Origin of the sequence: Bifidobacterium longum subsp. infantis ATCC 15697 = JCM 1222 = DSM 20088, from assembly GCF_000269965.1 — a bacterium.
GTDB classification, from domain to species: domain Bacteria; phylum Actinomycetota; class Actinomycetes; order Actinomycetales; family Bifidobacteriaceae; genus Bifidobacterium; species Bifidobacterium infantis.
In genome coordinates, this window is the sequence record NC_017219.1 from 2,365,431 (window position 1) to 2,379,704 (window position 14,274).

Below are 14,274 nucleotides of genomic sequence, written 5' to 3' on the forward strand. Positions count from 1 at the left end.
AATCATGTCTAACTGTCTGCAACTGGACCATGTCGATTACGCCTACGGCGCGGCGAAGATCCTTGTTCTCTCGGATGTCAGCGCGGATTTTGAATCCGGGAAGATGTATGCGATCACCGGCCCGTCCGGCGCCGGCAAGAGCACGCTGCTGTCGCTGCTGGCCGGCCTGGACGCCCCCTCCCGGGGAGTGGTCCGCTTCGAAGGGGAGGACATCGCCGCATCGGGCTATGCGAAGCACCGTCGGGAGCACGTGTCCCTGGTGTTCCAGGACCATAACCTGATCGACTACCTCACCCCCGAAGAGAACCTGCGGCTGGTCAGCGCCAAGGCCGATATGAAGATCCTCGAGGAACTGGGTTTGAGCCGTGAGGAATCCAAGCGCAACATCATGCACCTGTCGGGCGGCCAGCGTCAACGGGTGGCGGTCGGCCGCGCGCTGGTCGCCCCGGGCCGCGCGATCCTCGCGGACGAGCCGACGGGCAGCCTCGACCCGGAGATGACCGACGAGGTGATTCATCTGCTGCAGCACGCCGCCCATCAGCTCGGCAAATGCGTGATCGTGGTGACGCATTCCAAGCGCGTCGCCGACTCCGCCGATGTCGTGCTGCGTCTCAGGAGCAAGAAACTGATCCGGGCGTGACTTACCTGGGCCGGGCGGCACCCATACACCGCTTCGGCATTTCGGCACCCCGGCGACCCGCTTTGCGCTGCCACCTCCCTTACAGAGGGAGGTGGCAGCGCAAAGCGGTGACCCGCAGTCGTAAGACTGCGAAACACACAGCATCGGCCACAGGCCGATTCCTACAGCTGCTTCGCCACCCAATCGACGATGTACGGGGCGACTTCCTCAATCTGGTCGATGGCGACCTCGAACTCGTGCTTGCCGCCGTACCACGGGTCCACCAGATCGATCTGATCTTCGCGGCCGGGCTTCGGCTTGGGCAGATTCGGGTCGAAGCTGCGGTACATGTGCACTTCGGCGCGCTTGCCGGACGGCAGCATGCGCAGTAGGGCGCGCATGTGGGAGGCGGTCATCGGCAGGAACAGGTCGGTACGGTCGATTTCCTCACGTGAGATGCGGTGTGCGAAGTGGTCACGCGGAATCTCATCACCATAGCCACGTTCGCGTAGCACGCGCACGGCACGCGGGTCGATCGGGTGGCTCCACTCCTCGTCGGACACACCACTGGATTCCACGTTCACCTGGTCGCCAAGACCGCGCTCATTAAAGAAGTGACGCAGAATGATCTCGCCCATAGGCGAACGGCAGATATTGCCGGTGCAGACGGTCATTACGGTGTAGGGTTGGGTATTGCTCATAGCTTTGAATAAATCCTCAATCGGACTTCAACGGGCCGCACACGGCCCGACTGTATTGTTGGGGTCGAATGAATATGAATCCGGCTCATGCCGCTATAAAGGGCATAAGCCGGATTCGCATGCTCACTTGGTTTTAGCCAAGATACGGAAACGATAGGAATCGATGCCGGACTCCTCCTTGGCGGGCGTATGCCACTCGCCCACTTCGGCTTCCCGCCACATCCCGGCCTCGACCAGCGACGCCATATCGGGCGCGTAGCTGTCGGCATCCACGGTGGCGGCCAGATCAGTCACATAGGCTTTGTCCGCGAACGGCAAAGCCTCGGCGAACAGCTGGGCACCGCCGATGATCCAAATCTCCGAACGGTCCAGACCGTCGTCCGGAATCGCCTCCTGACGGGCCATATCGAGCGCGTCGTCAAGACTGGTGACCACAGTGGCCCCCGGCGCACGGTACATCGGATCGTGGGAAACGACGATGTTGTCGCGGTTGGGCAGCGGCCGGTACTTGACCCCCAGCGATTCCCAAGTCTTACGACCCATAATCACCGGATGGGAGACGGTCAGCTCCTTGAAATGCTTCATATCCTCGGCACAGTGCCAAGGCATGCCGCCATTGAGGCCGATGGCACCGGCGCGACCTTCCTTGTCGCGGGCTTCGGCCCAGATAAGATTCACCGAGAAGGTCTTGGGATAATCGTCACCCCAGTCTTCTTCAGTGGCAGACAGCCCGGCAGATCCGGGCTCGGGTTCGTGATAGCCGCTACGGCTACTGTCATGCTCCATTTCGCTTACTCCTCCTGGATTGCGGAACTGGGCCTTAGTGTAGTGGACAGCGAAGACTCGGGGTCCGTCACCTTCACAGTCTTCGCTGTCCACGAAATGGTAATCAGCATCAGACCGCAACAGGTGCCTTAATAGTAGGGTGATGCTGGTAGCCGACGACCTTGAAGTCCTCATACTGGTAGTCGAACAGAGAATCGGCCTTACGGATCTCGATGGTCGGGTACGGGTAGGGCTTGCGGCCCAGCTGCTCAAGGAACTGGTCGACGTGGTTGTCGTAAACATGGCAGTCGCCGCCGGTCCAGACGAATTCGCCCGGCTTGAGCCCGGTCTGCTGCGCCATCATCATGGTGAGCAGCGAGTAGGAGGCGATGTTGAATGGCACGCCGAGGAACATGTCACAGGAACGCTGGTACAGCTGGCAGCTTAGCTTGCCGTCGGCCACGTAGAACTGGAAGAGCGCGTGGCAGGGCGGCAACGCCATCTTCTCCACCTCGGCCGGATTCCACGCGGAGACGATCATGCGGCGCGAATCCGGATGATGCTTGATGAGGTCGAGCACATTGAAGATCTGGTCGATGGTGCGATTCGGGTCCTCGGGAGTCGGCGCGGGCCAGGAACGCCACTGCACGCCATAGACCGGGCCCAGATCGCCGTTCTCGTCCGCCCACTCATCCCAAATATGCACGTTGTGCTCCAGCAGCCAGTTGATGTTGGAGGAACCCTTCAAAAACCACAGCAGCTCATAGGCCAGGCCTTTGAAGAACACGGTCTTGGTGGTCAGCAACGGGAAGTACTTCGACAGGTCAAAGCGCATCTGCTGGCCGAACAGGGAAATCGTGCCGGTGCCGGTGCGATCGGACTTCAGCGTGCCTTCGGTCAGGATCTTGCGTACCAGGTCCTCATAGGGCATCGGAATGTCCGTTTCGGGACGTGCGGGGATACGGGAGCGAATATCTGCGAGTTGTTCTTCGGTCAAAGCCATGTGCACCAGTGTAGCTTAGGGGCATAATAGAGAAGTCCAATGATGCGGGAGAGCGGCCAGGTGCCGCGCTCCCCCGCTGGCATGGCGATGGGCCAGATCGTCGGCGGCTGAAAATAAAGGAGCAGCTATGGGTAAGCGACTGTGGGTTGAGCGCAACAAAGACGGTTCGTGGGATGCGTTCAGCGACGATGGCGCACACATTAAGTTCGGCAAGGATCGCGGCCAGTTCACGCCGGGCGATCTGATGAAGGTCGCGCTGGCCGGTTGCGCCGCGCTGTCCAGCCAGTTCGCCATCGAACATACGCTGGGTGAGGGCAAGGGTGCCAAGATTGTGGTGGATGGCACGTACGACCCTGAGAACGACGCCTACACCGGTTTCGAGGAGCAGGTGGTGATTGATGCTTCCGACGCCGGTCTGTCCGAGGAGGATGCCGACAAGCTCAAAGAGCGCGTCACCCGCCATATCGACAAGGGTTGCACGGTCAAGCACACCTACGTGCAGGAGACCCCGGTGCGCATGAACGTCACTGTCAAGCACTGAAACGGGATATATACGGAAAGAGGCTCCCGCTGGCGGGAGCCTCTTTCCGTATATTCGGACTTTACTGGCGATCGGGATCGATGGTCTTCTCGATCTGCTGGGCGACTTCGGGCTCGGCTGCGGACACCGGAATCTCCTCGACGCCGGCAATCTCCTCCAGCGACTTGGTGGGTATCTCGGCGGGCGAGCTCGGTACGGTGTCGAGCCGAGACTCCGCGGCCTCAACGTACTTGCGCGGCACCACGTACACCGGGCCGGCCGCATGCTGCAGCAGTCCCTGGCTGGTGGAGCCCAGCAGCAAGCCAGTGAAGCCGCCACGACCACGGGAACCGACAACAACCACATCGTGATCGTAGCTGGCCTTGGTCAGTGCGCTGACGGCCGGGCCGGAAACGATCCGCTTGTTGATCTTCAGATCAGGATGCGATTCCTGCAACGGCTTGATCCGCACCTCAAGATCGTCCTTGTAGGACTCCATGACGGCGTCCTCGCCATCCACGCCCTTCATGTTCGGCACAGCGGAAATCACGTCCAGTTCCGCACCCCAGCATGTGGCGAAGTCAGCGGCGATATCCAGTGCCTTCAGACCCCACTTGGATTCGTCGGAGCCGACAGCCACCTTGGTGATTGTGTTGTTCAGGTGCATCAGGTTACCGTCATCATCGGTGTACGGCACCACCACAATCGGGCAGTAGGCGTATGCCGGCAGCGACGAGGACGTGGTGCCCAGCAGACGCTCGGCCAGACCGCCCTTGCCACGGTTGCCGATGACGATCAGATTGTAGTTACGCGACAGTTCGACGAACACCGATGCCGGATCTCCGGTAACAATCAGTGTGGCGGCTTCGACGCCCTGCTCGTCTGCGATGGCCTTGGCCTTGGACAGAATCTCCTGAGCATCGGAATGTGCGGCGTTATCGTCCCCCATCGCCGTGTAGGTGGCATCGAACGAAACGGCGGCATAGCTCGGCAGGGAATATGCGCAGACGATCTGCAGCGTCAGCCCCGCGTGCTTTGCATAATTCGCGGCCCACCATGTTGCCTTGTAACTGGCATGCGACCCGTCAACGCCGACGAGAATGGCCTTGTCGTTAATCATGACGACCTCCTTGAAGGTATCCGCGGCACGAATACCGCGTATCTCCAACAATACCCCGCGACACTCGGTTTGGCCGGTATCCTCCGCTCAAAAAGATATTCGTGTATACGAAAAAAGGCACATCCCAAAGGACGTGCCTTAATACGAATTCGCTTACCGCATAATTCTTGTCACATCACGCGGCGAATGGAATATCCAGCTCCACCGAATACGGAAACGCCGCTTACTGCCGTTCCCTGCACCGGGTTCATAGCATTCATCACCTGTCCGTTACCGATGTAAATGGCCGCATGAGTACCATTCGCAAGAATGTCACCCGGCTTGGCATCCGCCAAGCTTGCGATCGGAGTACCCACAGTGGCTTGAGCACCAGAGGTTCGCGGCAGGGAGATGCCAAACTGGGAGAAGACGTACTGTACAAAACCAGAGCAATCCCATCCTGCCGGAGTGTTGCCGCCGGCAACATACGGATAGCCTTGGAACTTCAGTGAGAAGCTAGCAAGCTCAGCGCCAGTGCCAGTCATCTTACCCAAGTCAACCTGTGGAATCGACGCACGCTGTTCAGAGCGGCTGGCTGCCGCAGCAGCAGCGGACTGGGCTGCCGCAGCTTCATCAGCGGCTTTCTGAGCCGCCGCCGCAGCAGCAGCTTCTTTCTCGGCCTGAGACTCGGTCTGTGGCACATCAAGAGTCTCAATGCCACCCCATTTAGAGTTCTTGTCAACCGAAGTGGAGGTGGCTTCGGCGAACAGATTCTTCTTCACCGAACTCGTCTTCGGGAAAGAACGTGAGGACACCACAGCACTCGTCTGCGCGGAATCGGCAGAGGCAAACGGGGCTACGCATGCAAACATAGCACCCGTGGCGATAACCGCCACTGATGTGGAAATAATATTCTTAACGTTCGTCATCAGCGCCTTACCTTAGCACACACGGGTCGATTTTATAACAGGAACATCATTTCGAAGATGATGTCGCGGGTGTATCACTCGGCAGGAGAACGCAACAGGCCTCGGGTACCGATTGGCATCCGAGGCCTGCAATATATCAATCAATAAGACTACATCACGGGATACGCACCACGATGGTGAGCTTTTCGGTCATGGCACTAGCGAGAGCCACGCTATGGCCATTCCATCCACCATGGACCGCCTGACCGTTGCCGACATACAACGCCACATGATCGTAGTGTGCACCACCGTTCCATCCACCGGTGTTGGCATAAATCAGAATATCGCCCGGCTGCAGGGACCCGTCTGTAACTACGTGGCCACCAGGAACATTGACGTACTCTTCAGGCCAACCGTGGAAGTTAATGCCACGGGCCGCCAACGCTTGACTGACCAATGCGGTGCAGTCCATGCTCTGTCCGATCAACGAGTAGGCACGGTCAACGGAAGCAGCGGCACCAGCGGAAACCGAACCACTGGCATCGGAATAAGTAACAGAAGAGCGAGACTCATTACGGCTCGCGGCGTTGGCCTGATCCCGAGTCGCCTGAGCCTCGGCCTCCGCCTGCTTCTTGGCCTCCTCTTCGGCAACCTTCTTGGCCGCTGCGGCATCCTTTTCCGCCTGAGATTCCGTTTGCGGCACATCGAGGTTCTCAATGCCACCCCAATCAGCATTGTCCTCAACGCTCGTGGCAGTGGCTTCAGTCGTCAGATCTTTGCGCACCTGGGTATACGAGGGGAAGGACTTGGTGGAAGTCACAGTAACACCCTCAGCTGCAGTTGCCGTAGGAACAAACATAAACAAGCAAGCACAGGAGACAATCGCGGCAACAATGGAAGAAGCTACAGTTCTAGTCTTCATAGAACCATCACCCTACACGGTGCGCATTAACTCGTACAGGATGGAAGAAATAAAACACCCCGGAGCTATTGGGATATATCGGCGTGTCGGCATAGGTCAGTTCGGACTAATACGCGGCCGCAACATTTGCAATGTCATTTCGCGCGAACGATTGCCGATAGGGCGACGTCACATCCGAACAGTAATCATCGAATGTAAGCCAATGAAATGAATCAGTAGTGAACGTACTGGAGCTTACCGGCTTCGGCGGCGCTGAACGTACGGGTCGAAATCACGCCCAATCCCTTGGCATTGGATTCGGAGATCTCAATGGAGCCGTCGGCATTGATCTTTTCCAGAACGGCAACATGGCCGTACGTGCCATCGGCATTGGCCTGGCCAGGAGCGAACACCACAGCATCACCGACATGGCGAGGAGTGTTGTCCACCCAATAGCCCAGAGCGGAAGCTGACGCCGCCCACTCGCCACCATTGCCGAAGTTGCCGCTGGAAGGCAGTCCCAGTTCGGCACGACGCTGGTACGCGTACCACGTGCACTGACCCCACGGATAGTTGTTGGAGTTGGTGCCAACGGCATGGTTCGGGTTGAAGCCAGCCGGCACAGCATCGCCATCGACATCCATGAGAGCCGACACCACAGGATTGTTCGCATTATTGCGATTCATCAGCTTGGCGTCCAAGGTGCTGTCTGAATTGCTCAGCCCCCAACCGCCTTCATTGGTGGACTGTGCGGTAACGGAGGATGAACTCAAATCCATACGTGCTTCTGAACGAGAAGCCGCAGTCACATCGCTGATGCGCTTAATCTGCGTGGTCGTCGTGGCCGGATCAGCCACGAACGGGTTCGCGGCGTCTTCAGTGTTGGAAAACGCGAGAGCGCCTGCGGCCGTGCCGACCAGAGCAGCCAGTGAGGCCGAGGCAAGAATATGGCTACGGTGTTCAGCGGCACGAGCGGCCTCACGAATGGAACGACGAGTCTGGGGAGCGATTTCGTTGATCTTCTCGGCAATGGCCGGATCAAGCCCCAAAACAACAGCGTCGCTACCAGCGGATTGCACCGCACGCACAGCACGAACGGAATGAGAACCCTTGCCGGAGGCAAACAGTGCCTTCGCTAAGCTGAACTTCTGGCGCGAGACCGTGGTCGCTTTATGCGAAGCATGCTTCATACTACGTTAACTCCTTGGATGGGTTCGGCGGGGTCATTGCGATGACCTCGTATGACCGTCACGATTGAGTACTGTACAACAAACAGAGGTCAATCCTCAATGCGATTCCCCGCCATCCAGGCGTGTCAAACGATTTATGTAACCGCGCGGCAGGGTGAAAGACTGCCTTGTTTCCGCCCGTTCACGAACCTCACTATCCGGTTATCGGAAGAATCACTAACTCATGTCATTCCGACACACCGTAGCCATGATGTGCTGCGTACATTCTGCACTGCATTCCGCATTGCCACCACTGCCGCCCGGCACCCCGGAATTCCGCAGTAGCCCCGCAGTAATCCCGCACACCGAGCATTATCCGCGATATTCCCCAACACTGGTCTACCCTTGAAACCATGACTATCACACTGAGTATTCCCGAGTCGCTGAAGCCCGAAGATGGTCGTTTCGGCTCCGGTCCCAGCAAAATCCGCCCCGAACAGATCGCCGCGCTCGATGCCGGCGCCACCACCCTGCTTGGCACATCACATCGCCAGGCACCAGTCAAGCAACTGGTCGCTTCGATTCGTGAAGGTCTGCGCGAGTTCTTCCACCTGTCTGAAGGGTATGAGGTGGCGCTTGGCAACGGTGGCGCCAGCGCGTTCTGGGAGATTGCCTGCGCTTCGCTGATCACCCGTCGCGCCGCCTTCGGCACGTATGGCTCGTTCAGTGCCAAGTTCGCCGCGTCCGCCGCGAACGCACCCTTCCTTGAAGACCCGGTGCTGTTCCCCGGCGAGCCGGGCACTTACCGTCTGCCTGAGCTCACCGAGGGCGTGGACACATATTGCTGGGCTCACAACGAGACCTCCACTGGTGTGGCCGCCCCGATTCGCCGCGTGGCCGGAAGTCGTGAAGCCGGTGCCTTGACCGTCATCGACGGCACCAGCGCAGCCGGCGCTTTGCCTGTGGACATCAGCCAGACCGACGTCTACTACTTCTCACCGCAGAAGGCCTTCGGTGCCGATGGCGGTCTGTGGGTCGCCATCCTCTCCCCCGAAGCTATCGATCGTGCGGCAGGCGTCGAATCAAGCGCTCATCTGGAAGGCGCACATCGCTGGGTGCCGCCGTTCCTCTCGCTGACCACGGCACTGAACAACTCCCGCAAGGATCAGACCCTGAATACGCCCGCCGTGGCCACCCTGATCATGATGGAAAACCAGATTCGCTGGCTCAACAACAACGGCGGCCTCGCCTGGGCCACCACGCGTTGCGCCAAGTCCGCATCCATCCTGTACTCGTGGGCCGAGCGCTCCGAATACGCCGCTCCGTTCGTCGTCGATACGGACTCCCGCTCGAACGCCGTGGTCACCATTGATCTGGACGAGCGCGTCCAGGCCTCCCAGATACTGTCCATCCTGCGCGAGAACGGCATCGTGGACGCCGCCGGCTACCGCAAGCTGGGCCGCAATCAGCTGCGCGTTGGCGTGTTCCCCTCGGTGGAGCCGGCTGATGTCATGGCCTTTACCAAGTGCGTCGACTATGTGGTCGAGCACCTGTGATGGAGGTCTATGCCTCGTATGGCCGACCATATATGCCATGCACATTGATCGGTCTCAACTGATACCGATTGAATAAATCGTAGGGAGGGATGTTTGACGCCCCTCCCTACTCTTACTACAGTGCATGAGTATGAAGTTCGCGCCTCTCATTGACCCTGCCGTCCGCAAGCCCGCACCCAAGCCCGTACGGGTGGATCTGCGTAAGGTGTTTGCCATCGGTACCGGTCTATGGATTGTGGCGTTGATTGTCGTGCTGATTCTGCTGGCCGTGGGCTACAGCGTAATGCCGTTGGTGATTATGTGCGTGGCCGGTGTCATTATTGGCTTGCTACTGCTGATTTGGGAATACTTCGACCGCTGGGACTACCGCCGCCTCGGACAGTAATACAGTTCACTGCGCCAACGGCAACGTCAGGCTGAACGTACTGCCTTGCCCGGGCGCGCTCCATACAGTCACATCGCCATGATGGGTCAGCGCCACATGCTTGACGATGGCCAGGCCCAGTCCCACACCCTCCGCCGTGCGATTGCTCTGTTCCGCACCCCGATAGAACCGCTCGAAGATGCGCGCCTGATCCTTCTTAGCGATGCCCGTGCCTTGGTCGATTACGCGAATCACCGCACGGTCGCCATTCTTGTCTTTGGATGCGGACACGCTGACCACGCCATTTTCCTTGGAATAGCCGATGGCGTTTTCGATGAGCTTGGTCACGGCGCCGTCGATCTGGTCCGCTTCACCATTGATGACTAGATCATCGTCGCCCTTGATGTTCAGCTGCACGCCAGCCTCGGCTGCCTGCGGCTCTAGTCGCGCCGCCGTGGCCCTGAGCTGTTCCATAACGTTCAGTCGGTTGGCGGAAGACGGCGTAATCGGCTCCTGTGCGCGTATGAGCAGTAGCAAATCGGACACCATATGGTTGAGCTTGCTGCAGCTGGAACGCACCTGGCGGGCATCGGCAGCCACCTGCTGTTCGTCCAGATTGCCGGACTCCAGCGAATCGGCGAGTTTGGCCAGAGCTTCGGTGGGGCCCAACAATTGCTCGGACACATTGGTAATAAACGAGTCACGCACTTGAGCGAAACGAATCACGTCACTGACATCGGTAATCAACACGATAACGAACTGCTCGTTGATACGCCCCACAGTCACCTTCAGCCAGTTGGGGCGGTGGACGGACTGCGTGGCGACGTGATCGCCCTTGTTCTGGGCCACGACGTACCGCTCCGGAGTATCGGTGGTCAAGTCGAACTGGCGCTTGCCACCGGACTTGCGCGCCTCGTGAATGGCATCCAGCACCTGCTGCTGGGCAATGGCGTCATCCGACACCACACCCAGGCGGTAGGCGGCGGGATTGCAGCGGACCACCTCGTCGTGCTCGTCGACCACCACGGACGCACCCGGCAGCATGGACAGCAGCGTGGCAGTGTCGTCGGACAGATCGTCATTATCGTCATCATCGGCCAGCGGCGATTCCACGTACACTCGATGTGTCGCAAATCCCACGATGAGCGTGATGATTCCCACCACAAATAAAACAGCCGCGACAATAAGAGCAATCGCGGCGACGAGCGGCATCTGTGTCATGCCCCCATTCTTTCACACCACACGCTGGGATTGCGGTTTCCCGGCACGCCGGTAACATGAATTTCAGGTGAACAACCCAATGAACAGTAGAACAACTTGAGGTTGCCATTACCTACGTTGAAGTGGGGAGCAAGTACTGGAATAATACACTGGTACAGGTTGCAGTAAGCAAGCATGAAAGGCTAGAGAAATGCGCGTTATTTTCAACGAGGAGCTGAAGCAGGTTGCCGATGACCTCGACCGTATGGCGCAGGACGTGCGCAAGGCGATCAACGGCGCCGGGGAAGCCCTGCTGAACCAGGACATTGAGGCCGCACAGACTGTGATTGACGGCGACATCGAGATCGACGCCCTGGAGTCCTCCGTGATCGACCAGTGCGTCAAGCTTCTCGCCAAGCAGAACCCGGTGGCCACCGATCTGCGTGTGGTCGTTTCCACCATGCGTCTGGCTTCCACGTTCGAGCGTATGGGCGATCTTGCCCGCCACGTGGCCGAGGCCGCCCGCCGCACCTATCCCGCCGCCGCGATTCCTGAATCCGCTCAGCCGGTGTTCGCCGAGATGATCGACTTCCTGGACAACACCGCTGACCAGCTGGTGGCTATGCTCTCCGATCGCGATGCCAAGACCGCCGAGGCCATCATCCTGGCCGACGACAAGCTGGACAACCTGCACCACCAGACCTTCGATCTGGCGCTGTCCGATGACATCACCCGCCAGCAGACCGTGGACATCGTGCTGCTGGGCCGTTTCCTGGAGCGCCTCGGCGATCACGCCGTGTCCGCCGCCCGCCGTGTGGTGTACATCGTCTCCGGTTTCGACCCCACCAAGGAACCGGCCCGCGACGAGGGCACCGACATCGACTGATTGGTGGCCTGTCCTCACATTGGGCGAATAACTGAACACTTGTCCTCCTATGGTTTGAGGAGGATGCCCGAAAGCGGCGATCCGGCTACGGCTGGACGCCGTTTTTTGTTGCTTTTGGGCGGTACACCGGCGTATCCATGGGGCGGCAAAACACCCATAGGGCGGTAACTTGCCCATGGGGCGGTTTGAAGGATATGTGAAACCGCGGAATTAAGCCATTCTGGCATACCGCCCCATGAGGGTTTTACCGCCCCATGGGGTGATCACCGCCCCATGGGGATTTGGCAGGCATAGCAAAGGGGAGCCGCACGTTATGTGCGACTCCCCTTACAGCTTGTACCGTGTTAGCGGCTTAGGCTCACTTCTGGCCCTGAGCGGCGACAGCAGCGGCACCGGCAGCAGCAGCCTCCGGGTCCAGGTACTCGCCACGCGGCTTGATCGGCTTGAAGTTCTCGTCCAGCTCATAAAGCAGCGGGATGGCGGTCGGGATGTTGACCTTGGCGATCTCTTCCTCAGACAGGTTGTCCAGCATCTTGACGATGGCGCGGAGGGAGTTGCCGTGGGCAGCAATCAGCACGGTCTTTCCGGCCTTGAGCTCCGGCTCGATAGCGGACTCGAAGTACGGCTTCACACGCTCAACAACGTTGGCCAGGCACTCGGCTTCCGGAACCGGATCGCCGGCATAGCGCGGGTCGTTGTTCTGGGCGTACTGGTCGTTCGGGTCGATCTCGGGCGGCGGGGTGGCGTAAGAACGGCGCCACAGCATGAACTTCTCATCGCCGTACTCTTCGCGGATCTCGGTCTTGTTCTTGCCCTGCAGAGCGCCGTAGTGACGCTCGTTGAGACGCCAGTCACGCTGAACCGGGATCCACAGACGATCTGCGGCATCCAGAGCGATGTTGGCGGTATTGATGGCGCGACGCAGCAGGGAGGTGAACACAATGTCCGGAAGGACGTTCTTCTCCTTGAGCAGCTCGCCGCCACGCTTGGCTTCGGCTTCACCCTGCTCGGTCAGCGGTACGTCGACCCAGCCGGTGAACTGGTTGGTTTTATTCCATGCGCTCTGTCCATGACGGAGCAGTACTAGTTTGTAGGTCATGGTTGCCAGTCTACCGCCTCGCACACCCAAAGACGAGTGTTTTCTCGATTATTCGAGTTATGTTTATGCAACATCTCACATTCCGTTGCACAACCATCTGCGTTCAGCTACGGAAACATCACCATCAGGGCAAACATAACGGTATCCCATTCATCATTCCCGACTTACCGGAATACTCGCATAAAGAATCCATTCGCCATACTCTTTGCTGGTGTTGGGCACACCTCCGATACTGTCAATCCATTGGGCATGCATCCGCAGACCATTCCCGGGTCCCCTTGAACCACGATCTTCGGAATTATCGACCGTCAGATTTGCAATGCCATTGGCCTGTGTGATGATTACCTCATCATTTTTTTCTTCGATAGTCAGAAAATACGGAACGCCTTTATCCGCATATCTACTGATATTGGTGTAGATCTCAGTAATCAGCCCCGATATCCGGGCTCTCACGGCAGCTAGAACACAAGCTGTTCCAGCTGCCACTTTCGACGTTCCGCCAAATGCTCTATTTATTTAGAAATACACTTCGGAGGGTGCGTGATCGTCTCGCCCATCAGCATCAAGGGCGGGGCGGCAAAACGACCGTTACGGCACTTCGACACCAGGAGCGCCAACGAACGGCTTGTGTTCAATCTGTTCGGCAGCTTCGCCCAGTTCGAACGCGACCTGATCAGCAAACGCACCAAGGCCGGACTCCAGGCCGCCAGGAGCCGGGACCATCAGGGAGGCCGGCCAGCCGCGCTCGACGACAAACAGCGTAAAGAACTCCGACGGCTCCACAGGAAGGGCGACCTTACCATACGGCAGCTATGCGAACTGTTCGCCATCTCCAAAACCACACTCTACCGAAACCTCAAACAATAAGCTGATTGGTTCCATGCCGTGAATGAAAAGAATTATAATCGGTCAGTGCTATGAGACGCTTTTGAAGCGTATCCCTCCGTGGCCTATAGTTATAGCCGGAGAGGTTCGCATTAATTCAGTCTACGGACTATCGCGTTCGTGAGCAACAGACGCGCTGTTCATGAACTGTATAATGCCCGATGGCCTACGCACTTTAATCCGGGCCGGATTCTGTCATGACATTCAGCTTACTTCCTATGGCATTGATTCTGGATATGTCGAGGTGGCGTTGCGTAGACTACTCGTTCGCGGTTACATACTTTATTCTAATCCTCGCGGAGATGAGCATCCTGGCACCTCGCCTGTCGGGGAGGCTGCTGGCGACCTTAAGACCAATCTTCCGGTTCAACCTTTCAATCATGTTGTTGAAAGCGTATTCTGCGCCGGCGCTCGGGCAAGTAACAGCCGGGAAACGCGGGGCCGCTACGTCGATCGCCCCTGAAACAGAAAGCCGCCTCCCAGTGCCTCTGAACATCAAATGGTCCGACTTCGTCCGTTTCCTCACAATCGTAGAGCTTGTAATCCGCAGCCATATCCAATATTTAGATGACAGATGATGCTTAATAGCCCATTTCTTT

The 14,274-nt window shown here is 58.3% G+C and carries 16 protein-coding genes and 1 pseudogene; 6 read left to right on the forward strand and 11 right to left on the reverse strand.

The genetic code is table 11. From position 1 onward, the window contains the following. Nucleotides 1-4 precede the first annotated feature (4 nt). Nucleotides 5-640, forward strand: a complete 636-nt coding sequence (locus tag BLIJ_RS11050) for an ABC transporter ATP-binding protein (protein ID WP_012578404.1) — start codon at nt 5-7, stop codon at nt 638-640. A gap of 161 nt (nt 641-801) precedes the next feature. On the opposite strand, the gene BLIJ_RS11055 is transcribed toward BLIJ_RS11050, so the two are convergent. The 3 genes from BLIJ_RS11055 to BLIJ_RS11065 all read right to left on the reverse strand — a co-directional run bounded on the left by BLIJ_RS11055 (nt 802) and on the right by BLIJ_RS11065 (nt 3,016). Then, nucleotides 802-1,320, reverse strand: coding sequence for a low molecular weight protein-tyrosine-phosphatase (locus BLIJ_RS11055; RefSeq protein WP_012578405.1), 519 nt, complete (start codon nt 1,318-1,320; stop codon nt 802-804). A gap of 123 nt (nt 1,321-1,443) precedes the next feature. Next, nucleotides 1,444-2,106 carry a dihydrofolate reductase gene (locus BLIJ_RS11060; RefSeq protein ID WP_014485141.1) on the reverse strand — a complete coding sequence of 221 codons (663 nt, stop codon included), beginning with the start codon at nt 2,104-2,106 and terminating at the stop codon, nt 1,444-1,446. A gap of 109 nt (nt 2,107-2,215) precedes the next feature. After that, nucleotides 2,216-3,016 (reverse strand): thymidylate synthase, encoded by an 801-nt coding sequence (locus BLIJ_RS11065; RefSeq protein ID WP_077323863.1) that lies wholly within the window; start codon nt 3,014-3,016, stop codon nt 2,216-2,218. A gap of 199 nt (nt 3,017-3,215) precedes the next feature. On the opposite strand from BLIJ_RS11065, the gene BLIJ_RS11070 reads away from it, so the two are divergent. Continuing rightward, a complete protein-coding gene (locus tag BLIJ_RS11070) occupies nt 3,216-3,629 on the forward strand; it encodes an OsmC family protein (protein WP_007052358.1) in 414 nt (137 codons plus the stop codon). A gap of 61 nt (nt 3,630-3,690) precedes the next feature. On the opposite strand, the gene BLIJ_RS11075 is transcribed toward BLIJ_RS11070, so the two are convergent. The 4 genes from BLIJ_RS11075 to BLIJ_RS11090 all read right to left on the reverse strand — a co-directional run bounded on the left by BLIJ_RS11075 (nt 3,691) and on the right by BLIJ_RS11090 (nt 7,706). Then, nucleotides 3,691-4,728 carry a universal stress protein gene (locus tag BLIJ_RS11075; protein WP_012578408.1) on the reverse strand — a complete coding sequence of 346 codons (1,038 nt, stop codon included), beginning with the start codon at nt 4,726-4,728 and terminating at the stop codon, nt 3,691-3,693. A 170-nt stretch (nt 4,729-4,898) separates the two neighbouring features. Beyond that, a complete protein-coding gene (locus BLIJ_RS11080; protein ID WP_012578409.1) occupies nt 4,899-5,636 on the reverse strand; it encodes a C40 family peptidase in 738 nt (245 codons plus the stop codon). Nucleotides 5,637-5,790: 154 nt separating this feature from the next. Then, nucleotides 5,791-6,537, reverse strand: a complete 747-nt coding sequence (locus BLIJ_RS11085; RefSeq protein WP_012578410.1) for an NlpC/P60 family protein — start codon at nt 6,535-6,537, stop codon at nt 5,791-5,793. A gap of 212 nt (nt 6,538-6,749) precedes the next feature. Further along, nucleotides 6,750-7,706: a CHAP domain-containing protein gene (locus tag BLIJ_RS11090; protein WP_012578411.1), complete on the reverse strand. Its 957-nt coding sequence runs from the start codon at nt 7,704-7,706 to the stop codon at nt 6,750-6,752. 392 nt (nt 7,707-8,098) lie between these two features. Between BLIJ_RS11090 and serC the strand changes: the two genes are divergently transcribed. Continuing rightward, the gene (gene serC / locus BLIJ_RS11095; protein ID WP_012578412.1) at nt 8,099-9,241 is read left to right on the forward strand and encodes a phosphoserine transaminase; all 1,143 of its coding nucleotides are present in this window, start codon (nt 8,099-8,101) and stop codon (nt 9,239-9,241) included. Nucleotides 9,242-9,371: 130 nt separating this feature from the next. Beyond that, on the forward strand, nt 9,372-9,626 hold the full coding sequence (locus BLIJ_RS11100; RefSeq protein ID WP_013141263.1) for a DUF2530 domain-containing protein: 255 nt from the start codon (nt 9,372-9,374) through the stop codon (nt 9,624-9,626). 6 nt (nt 9,627-9,632) lie between these two features. Here the strand turns inward: BLIJ_RS11100 and BLIJ_RS11105 are convergent, their stop codons facing one another. Then, a complete protein-coding gene (locus BLIJ_RS11105; protein WP_014485143.1) occupies nt 9,633-10,826 on the reverse strand; it encodes a sensor histidine kinase in 1,194 nt (397 codons plus the stop codon). Nucleotides 10,827-11,016: 190 nt separating this feature from the next. Here BLIJ_RS11105 and phoU point away from each other — a divergent pair, with 190 nt between their 5' ends. Next, nucleotides 11,017-11,691, forward strand: a complete 675-nt coding sequence (phoU, locus tag BLIJ_RS11110) for a phosphate signaling complex protein PhoU (protein ID WP_012578414.1) — start codon at nt 11,017-11,019, stop codon at nt 11,689-11,691. A gap of 358 nt (nt 11,692-12,049) precedes the next feature. On the opposite strand, the gene BLIJ_RS11115 is transcribed toward phoU, so the two are convergent. Together BLIJ_RS11115 and BLIJ_RS13885 are read right to left on the reverse strand one after the other, a co-directional pair. Continuing rightward, entirely contained in the window at nt 12,050-12,790 is a 741-nt protein-coding gene (locus tag BLIJ_RS11115; protein ID WP_007052347.1) for a phosphoglyceromutase, read from the reverse strand. A 153-nt stretch (nt 12,791-12,943) separates the two neighbouring features. Further along, on the reverse strand, nt 12,944-13,276 hold the full coding sequence (locus BLIJ_RS13885; protein WP_012578415.1) for a hypothetical protein: 333 nt from the start codon (nt 13,274-13,276) through the stop codon (nt 12,944-12,946). Between the two features lie 54 nt (nt 13,277-13,330). On the opposite strand from BLIJ_RS13885, the gene BLIJ_RS11120 reads away from it, so the two are divergent. After that, entirely contained in the window at nt 13,331-13,657 is a 327-nt protein-coding gene (locus BLIJ_RS11120; protein WP_012578416.1) for a helix-turn-helix domain-containing protein, read from the forward strand. Between the two features lie 277 nt (nt 13,658-13,934). Here the strand turns inward: BLIJ_RS11120 and BLIJ_RS15115 are convergent. Next, nucleotides 13,935-14,063: pseudogene (locus BLIJ_RS15115) on the reverse strand (IS256 family transposase); the annotation flags it as partial. Between the last annotated feature and the right edge of the window lie 211 nt (nt 14,064-14,274).

Excerpts from the sequence above, each read along its gene's own strand:
- BLIJ_RS11070 (WP_007052358.1), top strand. The coding sequence starts at position 3,216 with ATGGGTAAGCGACTGTGGGTTGAGCGCAACAAAGACGGTTCGTGGGAT.
- BLIJ_RS11055 (WP_012578405.1), bottom strand. The coding sequence starts at position 1,320 with ATGAGCAATACCCAACCCTACACCGTAATGACCGTCTGCACCGGCAAT.
- serC (WP_012578412.1), top strand. The coding sequence starts at position 8,099 with ATGACTATCACACTGAGTATTCCCGAGTCGCTGAAGCCCGAAGATGGT.
- BLIJ_RS11050 (WP_012578404.1), top strand. The coding sequence starts at position 5 with ATGTCTAACTGTCTGCAACTGGACCATGTCGATTACGCCTACGGCGCG.
- BLIJ_RS11065 (WP_077323863.1), bottom strand. The coding sequence starts at position 3,016 with ATGCCCTATGAGGACCTGGTACGCAAGATCCTGACCGAAGGCACGCTG.
- phoU (WP_012578414.1), top strand. The coding sequence starts at position 11,017 with ATGCGCGTTATTTTCAACGAGGAGCTGAAGCAGGTTGCCGATGACCTC.
- BLIJ_RS11090 (WP_012578411.1), bottom strand. The coding sequence starts at position 7,706 with ATGAAGCATGCTTCGCATAAAGCGACCACGGTCTCGCGCCAGAAGTTC.
- BLIJ_RS11085 (WP_012578410.1), bottom strand. The coding sequence starts at position 6,537 with ATGAAGACTAGAACTGTAGCTTCTTCCATTGTTGCCGCGATTGTCTCC.
- BLIJ_RS11115 (WP_007052347.1), bottom strand. The coding sequence starts at position 12,790 with ATGACCTACAAACTAGTACTGCTCCGTCATGGACAGAGCGCATGGAAT.
- BLIJ_RS11105 (WP_014485143.1), bottom strand. The coding sequence starts at position 10,826 with ATGACACAGATGCCGCTCGTCGCCGCGATTGCTCTTATTGTCGCGGCT.
- BLIJ_RS11100 (WP_013141263.1), top strand. The coding sequence starts at position 9,372 with ATGAAGTTCGCGCCTCTCATTGACCCTGCCGTCCGCAAGCCCGCACCC.
- BLIJ_RS11080 (WP_012578409.1), bottom strand. The coding sequence starts at position 5,636 with ATGACGAACGTTAAGAATATTATTTCCACATCAGTGGCGGTTATCGCC.
- BLIJ_RS11075 (WP_012578408.1), bottom strand. The coding sequence starts at position 4,728 with ATGATTAACGACAAGGCCATTCTCGTCGGCGTTGACGGGTCGCATGCC.
- BLIJ_RS11060 (WP_014485141.1), bottom strand. The coding sequence starts at position 2,106 with ATGGAGCATGACAGTAGCCGTAGCGGCTATCACGAACCCGAGCCCGGA.